This is a genomic window from Cohaesibacter haloalkalitolerans (genome assembly GCF_003574655.1).
Lineage (GTDB): Bacteria > Pseudomonadota > Alphaproteobacteria > Rhizobiales > Cohaesibacteraceae > Cohaesibacter > Cohaesibacter haloalkalitolerans.
The window spans coordinates 163957-183295 of record NZ_QNUM01000007.1; the positions used below are offsets into that span (position 1 = coordinate 163957).

The window sequence follows — 19339 nt, forward strand, 5'->3', positions numbered from 1 at the left end:
AGCTGAGGTCAAAAACCTTCTCTTGATAGATTTTGACAAGTCTATGCATCATTATTGCATATAGGGGAAAATTCCCCTATAAGAAACTTTACAACAACAATGCGTGAGAATCGGCAGTTTCCCGGGCCTAACGTCTGTTTCCTGTAAGGCCCTTGCCGATTATTTTCCTTGAATTTCATGCCGAGCCTGTCACCATCCGGGGCGTGACAGCCAAAGACATGGACAAGGCAGGAACAAGGATTGAGGAGCAGGCGATGACCTTCAAACTGACCGATTATGAAGCCTATGATTTTGCCAACCGACGCCATATCGGTCCGTCTCCCTCCGAGATGGCCGAAATGCTCAAGGTCATCGGCTTTACCACCCTCGACGAGCTGATCGATGCGACGGTTCCCGCCTCCATTCGTCAGAAGGAGCCGCTACGCTTTGGCGGGGCGCTGACCGAGGGCGACACCCTGCACCACATGCGCAAGGTTGCCTCCAAGAACAAGCTGCTGACCTCGCTGATCGGTCAGGGCTACTATGGCACCACAACGCCGCCGGTGATCCTGCGGAACATCCTTGAAAACCCGGCATGGTACACAGCCTACACCCCCTATCAGCCAGAGATCAGTCAGGGTCGCCTTGAAGCTCTGCTCAACTTCCAGACTATGGTCTCCGACCTCACCGGTCTTGAAATCGCCAACGCATCGCTGCTTGATGAAGCCACCGCCGCAGCCGAGGCCATGACCATGGCGCAGCGGGCTTCCAAGTCCAAGGCGAATGTCTTCTTCGTTGACGAAAACTGCCACCCGCAGAATATTGCCGTGATTCAGACCCGTGCCGAGCCGCTGGGCATTGAGGTCAAGGTTGCCGCACCGGAAGACCTTGACGCCACCGAGGTGTTCGGCGCGATCTTCCAGTATCCGGGCACCCACGGCCATGTGCGCGATTTCACCGGCGCCATGGAAGCCCTGCACGCCAACAAGGCGCTCGGCATCGTGATTGCCGATCCGCTGGCGCTGGCGCTGCTCAAATCCCCGGGCGAAATGGGCGCGGATATCGCTGTCGGCTCGACCCAGCGCTTCGGCGTACCGCTGGGCTATGGCGGCCCGCATGCTGCCTACATGTCCTGCCGTGATGAATTCAAACGCTCGATGCCGGGCCGCATCATCGGCGTGACCATCGACAGCCATGGCCGCAAGGCCTATCGCCTTGCCCTTCAGACCCGCGAACAGCATATCCGCCGCGAGAAGGCCAACTCCAACGTCTGCACCGCGCAGGCGCTGCTGGCCGTCATCGCCTCGATGTATGCGGTCTATCATGGTCCGGACGGCATCAAGGCGATTGCGCAATACGTCCACCGCAAGACCGTGCGTCTGGTCGACGGCCTTGAGAAGCTCGGCTTCAAGCCAGAGCCGGATGTGTTCTTTGACACCATCACCGTTGAAGTCGGCGCGCTGCAGGGCGTCATCCTCAATGCTGCCGTTGCCAATGGCATCAACCTGCGCAAGGTCGGTACCAGCAAGATCGGCATCAGCCTTGACGAGCAGACCCGTCCGGAAACCGTGGAAGCGGTCTGGAAGAGTTTTGGCGGCGAGCTGACCTATGGCGCATTCGAGCATGAGCGCGAGCAGGACATCCCCTATCGACTGCCGACGGCCAACCTGCGCACGACCGACTATCTGACCCATCCGATCTTCCATCTCAACCGCGCCGAGGCCGAGATCACCCGCTATATGCGGCGTCTGGCCGACCGCGATCTGGCGCTCGACCGAGCGATGATCCCGCTTGGCTCCTGCACGATGAAGCTCAACGCGACCATCGAGATGATCCCCATCACCTGGCCGGAATTTGCCAACCTGCACCCGTTCGTGCCGGACGATCAGGCGCTGGGCTACAAGGAGATGATCGAGGATCTCAACAAGAAGCTCTGTCTGGTCACCGGCTATGACGCCATTTCCCAGCAGCCGAATTCCGGCGCACAGGGCGAGTATGCCGGTCTCATCACCATTCGCAACTACCACATTGCCAATGGTCAGGGGCATCGCAATGTCTGCCTCATCCCGACGTCGGCCCACGGCACCAACCCGGCATCGGCCCACATGGCTGGCTGGGATGTGGTCGTGGTCAAATCGGCCGAGAATGGCGACATCGATCTTGAAGACTTCCGCGCCAAGGCGGAAAAGCACAGCGCCAATCTGGCCGCCTGCATGATTACCTACCCCTCGACCCATGGCGTGTTCGAGGAAACGGTGCAGGATGTCTGTGCCATCACCCACCAGCATGGGGGTCAGGTCTATATCGACGGGGCCAACATGAACGCCATGGTCGGCCTGTCCCGCCCCGGCGACATCGGCGGTGACGTCAGCCACCTCAACCTGCACAAGACCTTCTGCATTCCCCACGGCGGCGGCGGTCCGGGCATGGGCCCGATCGGTGTCAAGGCGCATCTCGCCCCTTACCTGCCCGGCCATCCAGAACGCAACGCGGCCATCGGTCCGGTGTCTGCGGCTCCATTCGGCTCGCCATCGATCCTGCCGGTCAGCTGGGCCTATTGCCTGCTGATGGGGGGCGCCGGTCTGACGCAGGCCACCAAGGTGGCGATCCTCAACGCCAACTATATCGCAGCCAGCCTCAAGGGCGCCTATGATATCCTCTACAAGTCCGAGACTGGCCGGGTGGCCCATGAATGCATTCTGGAAACCCGCCCGCTCAAGGACAGCTGCGGCGTGACCGTTGACGATATCGCCAAGCGCCTGATGGACAACGGCTTCCACGCACCAACCATGAGCTTCCCGGTTCCGGGCACGCTGATGGTTGAGCCGACCGAATCCGAACCCAAGGCCGAGCTGGACCGTTTCATCGCCGCCATGCTCGACATTCGCCGCGAGGCTCAGGATATCGAGGACGGCAAGATCGACAAGGAAAACAACCCGCTGAAGAATGCCCCGCACACCGTGCGTGACCTTGTCGGCGAGTGGGATCGGCCCTACTCCCGCAAGCAGGGATGTTTCCCGGCGGGTGCCTTCGAGGTCGACAAATACTGGCCGCCGGTCAACCGCGTCGACAACGCCTATGGCGACCGCCACCTCATCTGCACCTGCCCACCGGTGGACGCCTATGAGGAAGACGGGGAGTAACCTCAACCGGTTGCTGCACTGAAAGACATTGAGAATGGCAGGAAGGCCCATCTTCCTGCCATTCTTCTATCGCATCGTCTCTGCCACTTTCGGACTCTGCCAAGGTCATCGCCATGTTCCTTTCCATCTTCGACATCTTCAAGATCGGCATTGGCCCATCATCGTCACACACCATGGGGCCGATGAATGCGGCGGTGCAGTTCATGGACGATCTCAGGGCCGGGCGGTTCATGGGCGTATCCGCCGATCAGGTAAGGCGCGTTGGATGCTCGCTGCATGGCTCGCTGGCATTTACCGGCAAGGGCCATGCGACGGACCGCGCCGTCATTCTCGGCCTCATCGGCTACCGGCCGGAAACTCTGGACCCGGACGCCGCCGAGGCTGAGGAAGCACGGGTGCGCGAGGAAAAATTCATTGAGCCGGAGGGCTTCCCACGCCTGCGCTTCCATCCGGAGGATGATCTGGTCTTCGATTATGGCCCGCCCCTGCCCGGCCACGCCAACGGCATGCGGCTGTTCGCCTATGGCGAGGGCAATCGCCAACTCGCCACAGTGACCTACTATTCCATAGGCGGCGGCTTCATCGTCACCGCCAGCGAGATGGAAGAAAAGATCAGCCACAAGCCGGACGCCCTGCATCAGGCTCAGGCCGAGGCGGGCTATCCCTATCCCTTCGGCTCGGCATCGGAAATGTTGGCGATGGGCCAGCGCTCGGGCCTTTCCATTGCCGCGATGAAGCGGGCCAATGAAGAAGTCAGCCTCAGCCGCGAAGCCCTTGATGCAGGCATTGAACGCATCTGGAAAGCGATGCTGTCGGCGATGAACCGCGGGCTCGCGCGGGATGGAACTCTGCCCGGCGGGCTCCAGGTCAAACGGCGAGCTCGACATATTCACCAGCAACTCCTTGGCGCACATGGCAACAACATGCCGATGCCGCATCAGGTCAATGATTGGCTGAGCTGTTACGCGATGGCGGTCAATGAGGAGAATGCCGCTGGCGGTCGGGTCGTCACGGCTCCGACCAACGGAGCGGCGGGCGTCGTCCCCTCCGTGCTGCGCTATTACCGCGACCATTGCCCGGGTTCCAACGACGACGGCACCACAGCCTTCCTGTTGACGGCCGCCGCCATTGGCGGCCTCATCAAGCACAATGCTTCCATATCGGGGGCTGAGGCTGGATGTCAGGCCGAGGTCGGGTCTGCAGCGGCTATGGCAGCTGCGGGCCTTTGCGCCGCGCTCGGAGGCAGCAACGAACAGATCGAGAATGCCGCCGAGATCGCCCTTGAACATCACCTCGGCATGACCTGCGATCCGGTCAAGGGCCTCGTGCAAGTACCCTGCATCGAGCGCAATGGCCTTGGCGCCATCAAGGCAGTGTCTGCGGCCTCCCTTGCCCTATATGGCGATGGTTCCCATTTCATGCCGCTCGACAACTGCATAGAAACCCTGAGGGAAACCGGCCGCGACATGGACGAGAAATACAAGGAGACGTCGCTCGGCGGGCTGGCAGTCAATCTGCCGGAGTGTTAGCGCAGAGCAAAACCCGCCTCGCTCTCTATTCTGTCTATAGGCTTTTCGCCTCCGCAAAGCTTCGGCGGCCTATCTGGCGGCGGGCTGGCAGTCAATCTGCCGGAGTGTTAGCGCAGCGCAAAGCCTGCCTCGCTCTCCATTCTGTCGATAGGCTTATCGCCTCAGCAGGGCTTCGGCGGCCTATCTGGCGGCGGGCTGGCCGTCAACCTGCCGGAGTGTTAGCGCAGCGCAAAGCAAGCCTCGCTCTCTGTCCTGTCGATAGGCTTATCGCCTCAGCAAGGCTTCGGCGGCCTATCTGGCGGCGGACTAGCCGTCAATCTGCCGGAGTGTTAGCGCAGCGCAAAGCCTGCCTCGCTCTCCATTCTGTCGATAGGCTTATCGCCTCTGCAGGGCTTCGGCGGCCTATCTGGCGGCGGACTAGCCGTCAATCTGCCGGAGTGTTAGCGCAGCGCAAAGCCTGCCTCGCTCTCCATTCTGTCGATAGGCTTATCGACTCCGCAAAGCTTCGGCGGCCTATCTGGCGGCGGGCTGGCCGTCAACCTGCCGGAGTGTTAGCGCAGAGCAAAACCCGCCTCGCTCTCCGTCCTATCGATAGGCTTATCGCCTCCGCAAATCTTCGGCGGCCTATCAATCTGTCCAGATAGATACGCCCTTAAGCCGCCTGGTTTCCTGTTCTTGCGAAGTTGATCATTTTGCAGTGCAAAAACGATGATCGCTCCGATTTTTAGATGCGTCCCTCCGTAAAATTCAGTAAGTACTCTTATACAAAAGTAGGAGAATACTATGGCAATCGCACCACAAGACCTCGAGCTTCTGGAAGCAGCCCGTTCCATCGCACTGGATGCGGAAGCAATTTCATCTAGCACCTGCACAATGGGCGTCGAAGCAACCTTTGCAAAACTTGATACGCAAATCCTCGCCTACAGCATTGGCCGCGACCGCGTGAACAGTGGTGCCGTTGGCTATGACTATCCCGTACTGATGGGTGCCATTGAGCAGGTTATTGCCGAAGACAAGGCGGCCTGCCGCTAAAAGGTTCCGGCAAACGTATAGCTGGCCCGATAGCTCATTCGCATACGGGCGACCGGCGTACCACCCTGCCCTTCCGTCAGGACCAGATCCTTGATCAACAGCGGATCGCCGGTTCTGATCCCGAGATATCGGGCCTCCTCCTGCGTCGCCCGAGCGACGGAAATGGTTATGCTGCCATGAAAATAGGGGCTTTTCTGCAACAGCCTCAGGCAGGGCGCCGAATGGTCTGGCATCTCTCCTTCTCTCCCCGAAGAAGCATCACGGCGGATCCAGGTCTGTTCAAACTGGAATGGCTGGTCGTTGGCATAATGTACCCCTTCCAGCTTGAGAGCCTCGGGCGCTTCACCAGTGGCGCCTTCGTCCTGTAGCATTTCCGGCAAGGGGCAGGCTTCCCGCTTCAACGATACATATTTGTGAGTCTTGCCCGTAGACGTCACCTCGCGACAGGGAAACTGGAATCTCAGATTGACGATCCGTTCGCTGCCATCGCGTACCCGGCTTCCGGCCTTGCGTTTGCGATCAATGATCTGTTCATCCGCCAACTCGGTCAAGGCGCGGTTGACCGTCGCTCTGGCGCAGTCAAATTGCGCTGCAAGATCGATCTCCGAGGGCAACAGATAACCCGGAGGCCACTGCTTGCTGCGGATCATGGCTGCGACATGCTCCTTGATCTCATGATAGCCGTTCTTTTTCACCAGAATGATGCTTCCTGTGAGAGCCAGTCCCGGGTGGCTTTTAGCACCCGGGAGCAAAGTATATGAAGCGGTCAATTGGGCGTCATTCTACAGACTTGCATCTCTTCTACTATGAGTTACGTCAATTCAATTTTTGACAATCATCAATTGCAGCGATGCATTAGAGAATGACTATGCCAAATCTCTGAATGTGGTATGATTTACTCTCCTTATTCTCATACCAATCATAAGAGAGCTGTCAGGTTCACCTTGGTTGGCTCTCCAAAGAAGGATTGGCATCAAGCGCGGCAGGTGTCGGCGTCATCTCCATGAGCCCGCCCCTTCCCTTTCGCCGTGGCTTGCTTTTGCTTCCCATTGGCGGCAGACTTTGATCGCAACTCACTGACAGAAGGAGACCGGGATTGATCAAGCCGGGACATACTTACAACGCCGCCTGCCATTGCGGCAGCATCAAATACAGGGTCACCATTTCCAAGGATGACAAGCCACCCCGTCGCTGTACCTGCTCCATATGCAGGATGCGTGGAGCTGCTGCGGTTTCGACACCACTCGATGGCATCGAGTTTCTGGAAGGGAAAGAGTTCCTCACCCTCTATCAATTCGGCACCATGACAGCGGAGCATTATTTCTGCTCAAAATGCGGCATCTACACCCATCACAAGCGTCGCTCCAATCCGGACGAATATGGCATCAACGTCGCCTGCATAGAGGGCGTCAGCCCGTTCGACTTTGACGAAATCCTGGTTCATGACGGTGTCAACCATCCAAGAGACAATGCTGGAAAGGCGCGGCTGGCAGGTATCTTGCGCTATAAACGGTATGATGAATAAGCCATTTTCAACAAAGAAGACGATTTTTGAATTAAAAATGAATTCGACATGAACCTTTTTCGGTTGCATCGCGTCCACTGGGTATAGCGAGCAACCGAAAAGGAAATACAATGTCCAGCAAGAAATTCATTTTCACCGCCCTCGTCGCCACTTCTGTCCTCAGCGGCGCAGCCCTGCTGCCGGTCGCGGCCAATGCCGCCGACTGGATCGAAAAAGTCGAGATCAAGCCAACCGGGATTGATCTGGCCCAGGTTCAGGTCTCAGCCAATGCCTCCGGCTACACGGCGATCAAGAGCACCCACCATGACTTCATCCTGCACCTTTACGCCAAGGCCACCAACGGCGAACGGATTGTCGCGATGGAGGTGATGATGTCCCACGGCGCCCGGTACTGGGAAGGCAGCCCTGCGGATACATGGTCCACGCGCCTTGAAAACCGCGAAGTGGGCGCAGGGACCAAGCGCACTGTCTCCCGTGACTTCATCGCCAAGAATGTGCCTCTGAGCAAAGTCAAGTGGAACGGCTCCGACCCGAGACAACGGTGCGAGCTGAACCTGCAACATCTCAAGAAGCAGGGCATGACCACGATGCAGGTTCTTAGCCAGCCGCGTCACGTCAAGGCCTACGCCAAGATCAGCCTTGATGCCGTGGCCGCCAAGCGCAAGAAGGCAGAGAACCACAACTGGGACTTCAAGAGCACAGCATGGCAACGGGACGGCGAAGTCTATGAAGTCGATGTTTTATGCAACGCAGGCCTTGGCAAGCCTTGATCGGCGGCCAGCCCCTCCCCGGGAGCCCAAAAGAAAAGGCCGAAGCATCTCTGCTCCGGCCTTCCTTGTCTCTTCTCTTGGACCGGCGTTAGCCGCCAAAGTCGTCGAGCATGATGTCTTCGCGATCAACGCCCAGATCGAGCAGCATGTTGATCACGGACTGGTTCATGATCGGAGGACCGCACATGTAGTATTCGCAGTCTTCCGGTGCTTCATGATCACGCAGATACTGTTCGTAGAGAACGTTGTGAATGAAGCCGGTGTAGCCGGTCCAGTTGTCATCCGGCAGCGCATCCGACAAGGCAACATGCCAAGTGAAGTTCGGATTTTCGGCTGCCAGCTGGTCGAAATCTTCAACAAAGAACATTTCGCGCTTGGAACGGGCACCATACCAGAAGGTGATCTTGCGATCGGTCTTGATCCGCTTGAGCTGATCGAAGATGTGCGAACGCATCGGAGCCATACCGGCGCCACCACCGACGAAGATCATTTCCTTCTTGGTATCGCGGGCGAAGAACTCGCCGAACGGACCGGAAATTGTGACCTTGTCACCTGGCTTCAGGTTGAAGATATAGGAGGACATCTGCCCCGGAGGTACGTTCGGCTGCCCCGGAGGAGGCGAAGCGATACGTACGTTGAGCATGATGATGCCTTCTTCTTCAGGATAGTTGGCCATGGAATAGGCGCGTTCGATGGGCTCATCAACCTTGGAAACATACTGCCACAGATTGAACTTGTCCCAGTCTTCACGATATTCCTCAGCAACATCGAAGTCCTTGTAGGCAACCTGATGAGCCGGAGCAGCAATCTGGATGTAACCACCGGCGCGGAAGTGAACATGTTCACCAGCCGGCAGTTCGAGCACCAGATTTTTGATGAAGGTCGCAACGTTGTCGTTGGACCGCACCGTGCATTCCCATTTCTTGACACCGAAGACCTCTTCAGGCACTTCGATCTTCATGTCCTGTTTGACAGCGACCTGACAGGAAAGGCGAGCGCCTTCCTTGGCTTCGCGCTTGGTGATGTGCGCCTCTTCGGTCGGCAGGATGGACCCGCCGCCTTCGAAGACCTTACACCGGCACTGAGCACAGGTGCCACCACCGCCACAGGCAGACGCCACGAAAATCTTCTGGCTCGCCAGTGCGCCCAGCAACTTGCCACCGGCGGGAACGGAAATGGTCTTTTCACCGTTGATGGTGATGTTCACATTACCCGTTGAGACCAGACGACTGCGGGCGAACAGAATGATCGCCACCAGAGCCAGAACGATCAGGATAAAGAACGTGATGCCAAGGGCAAACTCTTCCATCTTATAGTCTCCCTTACAGCTTCACGCCGGAGAAAGCCATGAAGCCCATGGCCATCAACCCTGCGGTGATGAACGTGACGCCAAGCCCTTGCAGGCCAGCCGGCACATCAGAATATTTAAGCTTCTCGCGAACACCTGCCATGGCAGTGATTGCCAGCGCCCAGCCAAGACCGGAAGCCACGCCGTAGACGGAACTTTCCGTGAAGGTATAATCTCGTTCCACCATGAACAACGAGCCACCCATAATGGCGCAGTTCACCGTGATCAGCGGCAGGAAGATACCCAGAGCGTTGTAGAGCGCTGGGAAGAAGCGGTCGAGGATCATTTCAAGGATCTGCACCATAGCGGCGATGACGCCGATGTAGGAGATCAGACCGATGAAGGTCAGATCCACATTTTCGATGCCAAGCCAGGACAAGGCGCCCTCGGCCAGCAGGAAATGCAGGATCAGATTGTTGGCAGGGACCGTGATGGCCTGAACGACCGTAACGGAGATACCCAGACCGATTGCAGTTTCAACCTTCTTGGAAACGGCAAGGAAGGTACACATGCCAAGGAAGAAGGACAGGGCAAGGTTCTCAAGAAAGATCGCCTTGACTGCGAGTGAAATGAGACCTTCCATTCTTAGTGGCCTCCCTCTTGTTTAATGATGGAGAAGTCACGTGCTTCCACCTGCTCCGGCTTCCAGGTACGGAAGATCCAGATGATCATGCCGATGATGAAGAAGGCGCTCGGCGGCAGCAGCAACAGACCATTTGGCACATACCAGCCACCGTTGTTCACGGTTTTCAGGATGGTGATGCCGAACAGCGAGCCCGAACCGAACAGTTCGCGCACGATACCAACGAGCAGCAGAATGAAGGAATAGCCGAGACCGTTCCCGATACCGTCCAGGAAACTCGCCACCGGCGGGTTCTTCATGGCGTAGGCTTCTGCGCGGCCCATCACGATGCAGTTGGTGATAATCAGACCGACGAAAACCGACAAAGTCTTTGAAATCTCGAAGGCATAGGCCTTGAGGATCTGGTCAACCAGGATCACCAGTGACGCGATGATGACCATCTGCGCAATGATGCGGATGTTGTTCGGAATATGATTGCGGATCATCGAGATGAACAGGTTGGAAAACGCCGTCACCAGCGTAACCGACAAGGCCATCACGAATGCCACTTTCAGGGACGAGGTCACGGCAAGAGCGGAACAGATGCCCAGAACCTGCAGTGTGATCGGGTTATTATCGACCAACGGGTCGATCAACATACTATTCTTGTGCTCAGCCATTAGACCGTCCCTTCTTTGAGATTATCAAGGAAGCGCTTGAAGCCCTGGTCACCCATCCAGAAATGGATCAGGTTGTCGACACCACGGCTGGTCAGCGTCGCACCGGCCAGACTGTCGATATGATAGTCGGCGGTGGCTGCTGTCGGAGCTCCTTTGGCAACAGAGATTTTCACGCTGCCATCATCGCCATAGATCTTCTTGCCCGGCCAGAGAGCCTTCCAGCGGGGGTTGTCAACCTCGGCACCGAGACCCGGGGTTTCGCCCTGTTCGTAGAACTGGAAGCCGGCAACTTCGTTACCGTCAGCCTTGAGGGCCACAAAGCCGTACATCGTGGACCACAGACCATAGCCATGAACCGGCAGGATGATCTTGTCGATTGCACCAGCGTCATCACGGATCAGATAGACCGATGCCAGTTTGGCCTGACGGCCAATACCAGCGATATCTTCTGCCGGTTTGATCGACTGGGCAGGATCCTTGGCGGCGCTGCGCTGGTCGTAGGTTGCGGGATCGGCAGCATCAGAGAATTTGCCGGTCTCGATGTCCACGAGGCGAGCCTCGATCTTCTCGTTGAAGGTCTTGTTGATGTTGACACCCGGCTGATAAAGGCCGGCGACCTCGAGAATGTTACGACGCTTGTCGAGCACCTTGTTTTCTGCCTGAACGGGTCTCAGGGCCACGGCTGCGGCCGACACGATCATGGAACAGAACAGACAAAGAGCGACAGCGACGATAACCGTCTTCACAGGATTGTCTGCTGGCGTCGCCAGAAAACGTCCCCATGGACCAAGTTTCTTATCTGTTGCCTCAGGCATTGCGAGCAGCCCTCCGCTTGATGTTGGCGCGCACCACGAAGTAGTCGATGAGCGGCGCAAAGATGTTGCCGAACAGGATCGCGAGCATCATGCCTTCCGGGAAAGCCGGGTTGACGACGCGGATCATGATGACCATGAAACCGATCAGGAAACCGTACCAGAAGCGACCCGGGTTGGTCTGGGCAGCGGAAACTGGTTCCGTGACCATGAAGACCAGACCGAATGCCCAGCCACCGAGCACCATGTGCCACCAGAAAGGCATGGCAAACATCGGGTTGGTGTCAGAGCCGATCAGGTTGAACATTGCCGAGAATACGACAGTACCAGCAACACAGCCAGCGATCAGACGCCAGTTGGCGATGCGGGTATAGACCAGAACGACGCCGCCGATGAGAGCCGCCAGAGCGGATGTTTCACCCATGGAACCCTGCATGATGCCAAAGAAGGCATCCCACCAGGTCAGGCCCATGTCGTTCAGTGCCTGTGTCCCGTGCAGGGCAGCAGCACCCAGCGCGGTAGCGCCTGTGAAGCCGTCAACCGGGGTCCAGATCGCATCACCGGACATGGCTGCCGGATAGGCGAAATAGAGGAAGGCACGACCGACCAGAGCGGGGTTGAGGAAGTTCTTGCCGGTGCCGCCGAACACTTCCTTGCCCATCAGCACGCCGAAGATGATGCCGATAGACACCATCCAGAGCGGGGTGGAGGCAGGAACGATCAGGGCATAGAGCATGGAGGTCACGAAGAAGCCTTCGTTGATCTCATGCCCGCGCACGATGGCGAAGATCACTTCCACGATGCCGCCTGCGGCCAGCGTGAAGATGTAGATCGGCAGGAAGTAGAGCAGACCATGCACCAGATTGGCGAAGATGCTGTTCGGATCAAAGCCGATGCCGAGCAGGTTGATCACCCAGGCGCGCCATCCGGCGACCTCGGACAAGCCCATGCTGGCAATGGCTGAGTTGGTCTGATAGCCGGTATTGTAAAGAGCCATCAGAACACAGGGGAATGTGGCGATCACCACATAGGACATGACACGCTTCAGATCGATGTCGTCACGCGCGTGAGGCGCGGCACGGGTCACCATCTTTGGCGTGTAGATGAAGGATTCCACCATTTCGTAAAGGGCGAAATACCGATGCAGCTTACCGCCTTTATGGAAATGCGGCTCAATGCTGTCGAAGAAATTGCGCAGACCCAAGGCTTAGCCCTCTTTTTCGATTTTGGCGAGATTGGCTCGCAGCGCTTCGCCATACTCATATTTCGAGTGACAGATGAAGGTGCAGAGTGCCAGATCTTCTTCATCCAGTTCCAGAGCGCCCAGTTTCTGTGCCAGATCGGTGTCCAGCGTCAGCAATGCCTTGAGCAACTGGGTCGGCAACACATCCAGAGGAACCACGCCTTCATAGCTGCCGAACGGCACCATGGCACGACGGCCACCGCGCAGGTTGGTGCCGAAAGCAAATTTCTTGCCGGCGCCAAACAGGGCAGACAGATGAACATTGGTGAAGGACCAGTAGTTCATGGAAGGATAGCCCCAACCAAGAACGCGCTGTTTGGTGTCTTCTTCCATCAGGGTCAGCTGCGTGGCAGAACGGGTCAGATAGGCGAATGTGCCTTCAGCCGTCTTGCCGGAAAGAACAGACCCGGAAACGACACGGCAGTTGATGCCGATTTCGATTTCACCGGCGGTCAGTTCATCCGTGGAGGCCCCGACGCGGGTCTTGACCAGACGCGGCTTGGTTGCCAGCGGGCCGCAGATGGCAATCGTGCGGTCCGTATCGATCTTGCCCGTCAGGAAGAGGTTGCCAATGGCAATCACATCCGCATAGTTGATGGACCAGACGGTCTTTCCTGTGGTCACGGGATCGAGAAAATGGATGTGTGTCCCTGCCAGACCGGCAGGATGCGGACCGGAGAAGGTTTCGAAAACCGCCTTCTCGGTCGTGACACCGGGCATCTTTGCATCCGGCGAATGGCAGACGAATACGTGGCCGTCTGTCAGGGTCGAAAGCACATCGACACCGGCGCTGAAGGCTGCAGCGTTCTCGCCGATGATGACGGCGGGGTCGGCAGCGAGCGGGTTGGTGTCCATCGCGGTGACAAAGATGGAATGAGGGACGGTACCCTGCAAAGGCACATAAGAATAAGGCCTTGTCTTGAGATAGGTCCACTGACCACTTTCATAGAGCCGCTTCTGGACATTCTCGCGCGGGAGGGCGCTGAGCTGTTCTGCAGGCGTCGACTCAAAGGTGATTTCTTCTTCCACCTCATCCAGTGCGATCACGATGGTCTCGAGCACACGACGTGCCCCGCGATTGATCGCCGAAACGGTCCCGCCACCTGGAGCCACATAGAGCACTTCTTCGGAAGCTTTGTGCAAGAAGAGAGGCTGACCCTTCTTGACCTTGTCCCCTTCCGCAACCAGCATCTTGGGCTTCAGGCCGATGAAGTCCCGACCATTCACAGCCACCTTGGTTATCTTTGGCCCCTCATGAATGGTCTGGACAGGAGCGCCTGTTATCGGCAGATCCAATCCTTTTTTTAGCTTCATAGCATACCTTGACTGAATGAGTTTTACGGCGCCCCTCGCGCCAATGTACGGTGTTGTCCTAACAACCCCCCTCTTGCTAACGATGGAAATCAAACAATTCAAGTCAATTTGCACCCAGATGGATGGCTTTTGCCATTGGTAGCAATTTGAATGGATAAAATGAAATAAATTTCCCCCGTTAGCCCACCCTCTCTTCCTTCAAACTGATCAAAAAGACCTTGACTTCGGTCAAAGAAGAGACCAACTAACGCAACATGCCTTCTTTTTGGGCGGTAAATTTATGCTCAGCCCCTCTCAGGCTGCACTCGGTCGAAACAGCATTGAGGTTTTCCATTGCGTTCGCTCTTCAGGCTCGCCCTGCTTGCTATCGGTCTGTTGGCTCTTGCCGGATGTGACCTTCTCCCTTCGAAGAAAAGTGACGAATATCAGCTCCGTGGCAACACCATGGGCACCAGTTACACCATCAAGGCGCTCAATGTGCGCGGCAAGGTGGATGACGAGACTCTCTATAATGACATCAAGAAGACGCTCGATGAAGCCAATGAAGCGCTGTCGAACTGGAAAAAAGAGTCGGAAATCTCCATCTTTAACAACAGCTCCTCAACCAGTTGGTTAAGTACTTCTGACAGGTTTCACGAAGTTCTGGCCGAAGCCCAGATCATCCACAAGCTGAGTGGCGGCCGATTCGATATCACCGTTTCACCGCTTGTCGACCTGTGGGGATTTGGCCCGGCCGACAACAAGAACCCGCCGACCAAAGAGCAGATCGCCGAGGCGATGGCCAATGTGGGCCAGACCGAATTGCTTGAGGTCAAGGACAATCCACCGATGGTCCGCAAGAACAAACCGGGCGTCACCATCACTCTGGGCGCCATTGCAAAGGGATATAGTGCAGATTTGATCAGCCGTACCCTTGCGAAGCACGACATTACGAATTATCTCGTAGAGATAGGCGGCGACCTGATGGTGCATGGCCTGAACGAATTGGGTGAACCCTGGCAGATCGGCGTTGAAAAACCCGACGAGGCCGGACGCTCGGTTCAGCTGGTCCTCCCGGTACGCGATATGGGTATTGCAACATCTGGAGATTACCGCAACTTCTACTTCACTGATGAGGGACAGCGCATGTCTCACATCATCGACCCGACGACCGGCAAACCGGTCACGCACAATCTCGCTTCGGTCACGGTGCTGGCGCCAAATGGCATGCGCGCCGATGGCTGGGCAACCGCACTTCTCGTGCTGGGCGAAAAAGAGGGACGGGCTCTGGCTGACAAGCTGGACATTCCGGCCTATTTCATTCGCCGCGAGGAAAGCGGATTTGTCACATCTAGCAGCAAAGCCTTTGATGCTCTGATGGCGGCTGAAAAATGATCAATGGCTGTCAGGCACAGACGGTGCCCAAGTCAGCATGGAGGTTTTAAAGATGGCAACCTATGTTATTGTATTCGCAGCTTTTCTGATCGTCGTTGTTGGTATGTCCATCGGCGTGATGTTCAAGCGCAAACCGATCGCCGGGTCTTGTGGCGGGCTCAATGCCATTTCCGACGCCGACCATTGCCTGATCTGTGGCTCGCCGGTTGACAAAAACAGCCCGCTCAAAGAGCGCCTCAACGGGGAATGCCCTCGCAAGAAGGCTGCGCGTGAGAAAGCGGAACGGGAAGCCGCGATGAACGCCGCCGAATAGGCAGTCTCCTCCCTGCCCTTTGCCTCAGGCGCCGCCCTCGTGCAACCTGCGGATTTGACAGGAACAGAATACCGGGTGCCGGGAAGCCCATCTTATGGCCATGGCACCTTCGGGAAAGATCTTGCTTTGAAAAGCAAGCCAGGTTCGTTTGACATAACCTACCTGCAAGCAGAGCGGCCCCGTGCCGTTCTGCTCTTTTCCGTCTCTCACCTCAAGACTATATCCCCCAACGCCCCCCCCCTGCTGACCACAGCGGACACAGGCCGTTCACAGGAACAATCTGGCCGTTAGCCCCGTCAGAAGATTTCAGCTCAATGCAACGAACCGGCGACAGGCTGTTCAGTGCGGGATGAAGGGGATGAAAGCCATGGCCAGAAAGCAGAGGATGGCCACAATCCCGGCAAGCCAGCAATTGCGCTTCCATGTCTCGCCCTTCTGCTTCCAGTTATCACGAAACACTTTTCCGGACAGAACAAAGACAACAAGAATGGCGATCCCCACATAGGGGTTGGAAATAACGAGACTGGACACGGGATAACGAACTTTCGGGCTACAAGGTTCCGGATTGGCATTGTCGCCAATTTATCCTAATGTCCGGGCAACGCAAACCATTCGCAAATAGAAGATCCCATTATCCCCGTGCCAGTCAGCCCATTGCCAAAGCCGGTTCTGCTCGACAGAGAGACGCCATCCATCCTGAAACTGGCGGGATTTCTATCCCTGTCCGGACTGTTTTCCACCTCGGCCATCCTGATCGATGCCAACATGGTGGGGCCGATCGGAGATGAAACACTGGCCGGGCTGGGGCTTTGCGCCGGGCTTTACGGGGTCTTCATGGCGCTGCTGTTCGGGCTGGGCTCTGGCGCGCAGATTCTTCTGACTCGTGCCTTTGGTGTGGGCGACATGCGCCTGTTCTATCGCCGACTGCTGCGCATGCTGGCTCTGGGCCTCGGGATGAGCTTCATCCTCGTCCTGCTGTTCCGCTTCAACATCAATTTCCTCGTTGATCGGCTGGCCACGACCTCGGGCATCGGCTTTGCCGCCAAGCGCTATCTGGAGCTGATGGTCTATGCGCCGCCACTCAGCTTTGCTGCCTACCTGCTGACCATCAGTTTTGACGTCAAGCGACAGGCACCGCGCGAGCTGAAGGGCTTTGCCATCGAGCTGCCGCTCAACATCATTCTCAACGCATTGCTGATCTATGGCTGGTTCGGTGCGCCGGAACTGGGCATCAAGGGCGCGGCCATCGCAACGCTCATCAGTCAGAGCGCCCGACTCGTCTATCTGGTTGGGTTGCTGGCTGGCGACATGCGGGCGGCTTATGCCCTGCCCGTGCCAAAGTCTTCCGGGCTTGCCCCTTCCGCAAGGACTAACCCGGACCATCAAGGGCAGGCCGAGGAGCCGCTTCTGCCGCGACATGTGTTGGTGCCGGTTACCCTCAATGTGGCGGCGCTGATTGTCGGTGCGCAAGCCTACCAGCTGCTGTTTGCCCAGCAGCCCTATCTGACCTTTGCGGCGCTGGCCCTGATGACGCCGTGGCTGTCGGTTGCCAACGTGTTGGGCCGTTCGGTTGCCATGTCGGCCACCCTCACCTGCGCCGATCTGAAACCGGGCAGCGAGACCTTGCGGCAGGCCATCGGGTCCGTCCTCAAGGCACTGCGCTATCTGGCACCACGTCTTGCGTTGCTGTTTGTCGGGGTGACGCTCGTTGCCGACGCGCTCTCCTGGCACATATCGGATTGGGTGCGGATCAACTTTCTGCTGCTTATTCCCTACGGCGGGGTGCTGGTGCTGGTCCGCACGGTGTCGGTCACCATCGGTGCCATTCTAAGGGCGACCGACCGGCCCAAATGGGTGTTCTGGGTGCAGGTGGGGCTGCAATGGGGCTTTGGTGTCCCGCTTCTGATGATTGTCACCCATGTCTTCGAGCTATCGCTCTATATTGCCTATGGCATCCTCATTCTGGAGGAATTGCTGCGGCTCGCCATCATGTGGCTGCGCCTGAGAAGGCTGATGCGCCCTCAGGTCAGCGCGCCATAAGGCGGCATCGGGTCATATTGCATGGCCTTCTGCACGGCACGGGCAAAATCGGCACCATGCCATTCGCCAACCAGCCACAAGCTCATGTCGATACCAGCAGAAACGCCGGCGCTGGTCACCAGATTGCCGTCGCGGATATAGCGATATTCGGGCCGGACATCAGGCGCCTCGGGACGATTGCGCAACAGATCGACGGCGCCATGATGGGTGGAGATCTTTCTGCCGCGCGTCAATCCGGCCGCCGTCAGCAGCAGCGATCCTGTACAGACGCTGGTGATCCAGTCGGCCCGGCCACCCACAATCGATATCCATTCGAGAATTTCGGGATTGTTCACCTCGCGGCGGGTCCCCATTCCACCGGGAACGAGTATCACGTCCTGACGCGCCACTTCGGCCATCGCCTTGTCCGGCAGCACGCGCATTCCCTTGGCGCACCGCACCGGCTCCATGCTCGGGGCAATCAGGGACATCTCGAAAGCGACGGACAAATGCATTCTCTCGGCGACCACGTTGGCCATGGTAAAAACTTCCCATGGCCCAACGAAATCCAGTTCCTCGACATCGTCGAATATCAGGATCCCAACAGACTTGCTCATTGGCTCGGCTCCACGACTTGTTGTTGTTTTTGACTTTTGCCAACCAGTATAGAGAGATTCCTTCTTTCAAGAGACAGAAAATTATGCCATGAACTGGCATTCCTTACCAATCTCCTTCCCGTAAAGCCGATATTATGAAAAACAATACTGCTGTCGCCTATGTTCTGCTTGCTCTGGCCACGCTTTGCTGGGGTGGCAATGTGGTGATCGGTCGGGCCGTTCGCGGCGATTTGCCGCCGCTCGGTCTCTCCTTCTGGCGCTGGTTTTTCTGCTGTCTCATCCTGCTGGTCATCACCGCCCCGCGACTCAAAGCCAGTTGGCCGGTGATCCGCAAGCACTGGAAGCTGCTGCTGGCCATGTCAGCTACGGGAATCGCCGCCTTCAACCCCTTGCAATATCAGGCCCTGCACAGCACCACGGCCATCAACTCCACCCTCATTCTGGCCACCTGTCCGGCCTTCATGGCGCTGTTGTCGCTGTTCATTCTCAAGGAAAAGCTTGGCCTTGCCCAGATTGCGGGCATCCTGGTCTCCTTCTTTGGCGTGGTAGTGGTGATCACGGCAGGCGATTTCAGAACCCTGTTCCATCTCAAGTTTACGGGCGGCGACATCTGGATGGTCGGGGCAGCCATTGTCTGGGCACTCTACTCCATCACGGTGAAAATGCGCCCGGTGACGCTTGACCCGCTGGTCATGCTGATGGTCATCACCGGCCTCGGGGCGCTGATGCTGTTGCCGCTCTATATCTGGGAAACCCTCACCTATCAGGCAGTGACCCTGACACCGACGAATCTGGCCGCCATCGTCTATGTGACGTTCATTGCCTCGCTGCTGGCCTATTTCAGCTGGAACAAGGGGGTTGGCCTCATCGGACCGTCCAAGGCGGGCGTGACGATTCACCTGATGCCGGTCTGGGTGGCATTTCTTGCGTTCTTCTTTCTGGGCGAGAGACTGGAAGGCTACCACCTGATGGGCATCGCCTTCATTGCGCTGGGCATTCTGCTCAACAGCCGCCGTGCGCGCGTGTGAATAAGCATCATTATCCAGATAGACATCCCATAACCGCATAATATATATTAT

The 19339-nt window shown here is 57.3% G+C and carries 18 protein-coding genes; 9 read left to right on the plus strand and 9 right to left on the minus strand.

All coding sequences use genetic code 11. The features are described from left to right. The first annotated feature begins 254 nt into the window (after positions 1 to 254). From gcvP to DSL70_RS17790, 3 genes are all read left to right on the plus strand, one after another. Positions 255 to 3122, plus strand: a complete 2868-nt coding sequence (gene gcvP, locus DSL70_RS17780; protein ID WP_119309400.1) for an aminomethyl-transferring glycine dehydrogenase — start codon at positions 255 to 257, stop codon at positions 3120 to 3122. Between the two features lie 113 nt (positions 3123 to 3235). Next, positions 3236 to 4651 (plus strand): L-serine ammonia-lyase, encoded by a 1416-nt coding sequence (locus DSL70_RS17785; RefSeq protein WP_119309310.1) that lies wholly within the window; start codon positions 3236 to 3238, stop codon positions 4649 to 4651. A gap of 783 nt (positions 4652 to 5434) precedes the next feature. After that, positions 5435 to 5683 carry a hypothetical protein gene (locus tag DSL70_RS17790; protein ID WP_119309311.1) on the plus strand — a complete coding sequence of 83 codons (249 nt, stop codon included), beginning with the start codon at positions 5435 to 5437 and terminating at the stop codon, positions 5681 to 5683. On the opposite strand, the gene DSL70_RS17795 is transcribed toward DSL70_RS17790, so the two are convergent. Then, positions 5680 to 6378, minus strand: coding sequence for a GntR family transcriptional regulator (locus DSL70_RS17795; protein ID WP_119309312.1), 699 nt, complete (start codon positions 6376 to 6378; stop codon positions 5680 to 5682). The genes DSL70_RS17790 and DSL70_RS17795 overlap by 4 nt on opposite strands. 401 nt (positions 6379 to 6779) lie before the next feature. Between DSL70_RS17795 and DSL70_RS17800 the strand changes: the two genes are divergently transcribed. Together DSL70_RS17800 and DSL70_RS17805 are read left to right on the plus strand one after the other, a co-directional pair. Next, positions 6780 to 7208 carry a GFA family protein gene (locus tag DSL70_RS17800; protein ID WP_119309313.1) on the plus strand — a complete coding sequence of 143 codons (429 nt, stop codon included), beginning with the start codon at positions 6780 to 6782 and terminating at the stop codon, positions 7206 to 7208. A 110-nt stretch (positions 7209 to 7318) separates the two neighbouring features. Continuing rightward, complete coding sequence (locus DSL70_RS17805; protein WP_119309314.1) at positions 7319 to 7978, plus strand: hypothetical protein; 660 nt, start codon at positions 7319 to 7321, stop codon at positions 7976 to 7978. An 88-nt stretch (positions 7979 to 8066) separates the two neighbouring features. Here the strand turns inward: DSL70_RS17805 and nqrF are convergent, their stop codons facing one another. From nqrF to DSL70_RS17835, 6 genes are read right to left on the minus strand one after another with little or no spacing between them, the layout of a single operon-like run. Continuing rightward, the gene (gene nqrF, locus DSL70_RS17810) at positions 8067 to 9287 is read right to left on the minus strand and encodes an NADH:ubiquinone reductase (Na(+)-transporting) subunit F (RefSeq protein ID WP_119309315.1); all 1221 of its coding nucleotides are present in this window, start codon (positions 9285 to 9287) and stop codon (positions 8067 to 8069) included. 13 nt (positions 9288 to 9300) lie between these two features. Further along, on the minus strand, positions 9301 to 9909 hold the full coding sequence (gene nqrE / locus DSL70_RS17815; RefSeq protein ID WP_119309316.1) for an NADH:ubiquinone reductase (Na(+)-transporting) subunit E: 609 nt from the start codon (positions 9907 to 9909) through the stop codon (positions 9301 to 9303). A 2-nt stretch (positions 9910 to 9911) separates the two neighbouring features. Beyond that, positions 9912 to 10568, minus strand: a complete 657-nt coding sequence (locus DSL70_RS17820) for an NADH:ubiquinone reductase (Na(+)-transporting) subunit D (RefSeq protein WP_119309317.1) — start codon at positions 10566 to 10568, stop codon at positions 9912 to 9914. Then, positions 10568 to 11383, minus strand: coding sequence for a Na(+)-translocating NADH-quinone reductase subunit C (locus tag DSL70_RS17825; protein WP_119309318.1), 816 nt, complete (start codon positions 11381 to 11383; stop codon positions 10568 to 10570). Before DSL70_RS17825 ends, DSL70_RS17820 begins: the two co-directional genes overlap by 1 nt. Next, positions 11376 to 12584, minus strand: coding sequence for an NADH:ubiquinone reductase (Na(+)-transporting) subunit B (locus tag DSL70_RS17830; RefSeq protein WP_119309319.1), 1209 nt, complete (start codon positions 12582 to 12584; stop codon positions 11376 to 11378). The genes DSL70_RS17825 and DSL70_RS17830 overlap by 8 nt, the downstream gene beginning before the upstream one ends. 3 nt (positions 12585 to 12587) lie before the next feature. Next, on the minus strand, positions 12588 to 13937 hold the full coding sequence (locus tag DSL70_RS17835; protein ID WP_119309320.1) for a Na(+)-translocating NADH-quinone reductase subunit A: 1350 nt from the start codon (positions 13935 to 13937) through the stop codon (positions 12588 to 12590). A 333-nt stretch (positions 13938 to 14270) separates the two neighbouring features. Here DSL70_RS17835 and DSL70_RS17840 point away from each other — a divergent pair, with 333 nt between their 5' ends. Together DSL70_RS17840 and nqrM are read left to right on the plus strand one after the other, a co-directional pair. Continuing rightward, positions 14271 to 15311 carry an FAD:protein FMN transferase gene (locus DSL70_RS17840; RefSeq protein WP_119309321.1) on the plus strand — a complete coding sequence of 347 codons (1041 nt, stop codon included), beginning with the start codon at positions 14271 to 14273 and terminating at the stop codon, positions 15309 to 15311. A 52-nt stretch (positions 15312 to 15363) separates the two neighbouring features. Then, a complete protein-coding gene (gene nqrM / locus DSL70_RS17845; RefSeq protein ID WP_119309322.1) occupies positions 15364 to 15624 on the plus strand; it encodes a (Na+)-NQR maturation NqrM in 261 nt (86 codons plus the stop codon). A 339-nt stretch (positions 15625 to 15963) separates the two neighbouring features. Here the strand turns inward: nqrM and DSL70_RS17850 are convergent, their stop codons facing one another. Then, positions 15964 to 16155 (minus strand): hypothetical protein, encoded by a 192-nt coding sequence (locus DSL70_RS17850; protein ID WP_119309323.1) that lies wholly within the window; start codon positions 16153 to 16155, stop codon positions 15964 to 15966. A gap of 108 nt (positions 16156 to 16263) precedes the next feature. Here DSL70_RS17850 and DSL70_RS17855 point away from each other — a divergent pair, with 108 nt between their 5' ends. Then, on the plus strand, positions 16264 to 17664 hold the full coding sequence (locus DSL70_RS17855) for an MATE family efflux transporter (protein WP_162916878.1): 1401 nt from the start codon (positions 16264 to 16266) through the stop codon (positions 17662 to 17664). On the opposite strand, the gene DSL70_RS17860 is transcribed toward DSL70_RS17855, so the two are convergent. Then, positions 17646 to 18260, minus strand: coding sequence for a DJ-1/PfpI family protein (locus DSL70_RS17860; protein WP_119309325.1), 615 nt, complete (start codon positions 18258 to 18260; stop codon positions 17646 to 17648). The two genes, DSL70_RS17855 and DSL70_RS17860, sit on opposite strands and share 19 nt — an antisense overlap. 134 nt (positions 18261 to 18394) lie before the next feature. Between DSL70_RS17860 and DSL70_RS17865 the strand changes: the two genes are divergently transcribed. Continuing rightward, positions 18395 to 19288 carry a DMT family transporter gene (locus DSL70_RS17865; protein WP_119309326.1) on the plus strand — a complete coding sequence of 298 codons (894 nt, stop codon included), beginning with the start codon at positions 18395 to 18397 and terminating at the stop codon, positions 19286 to 19288. The last annotated feature ends 51 nt before the right edge of the window (positions 19289 to 19339 follow it).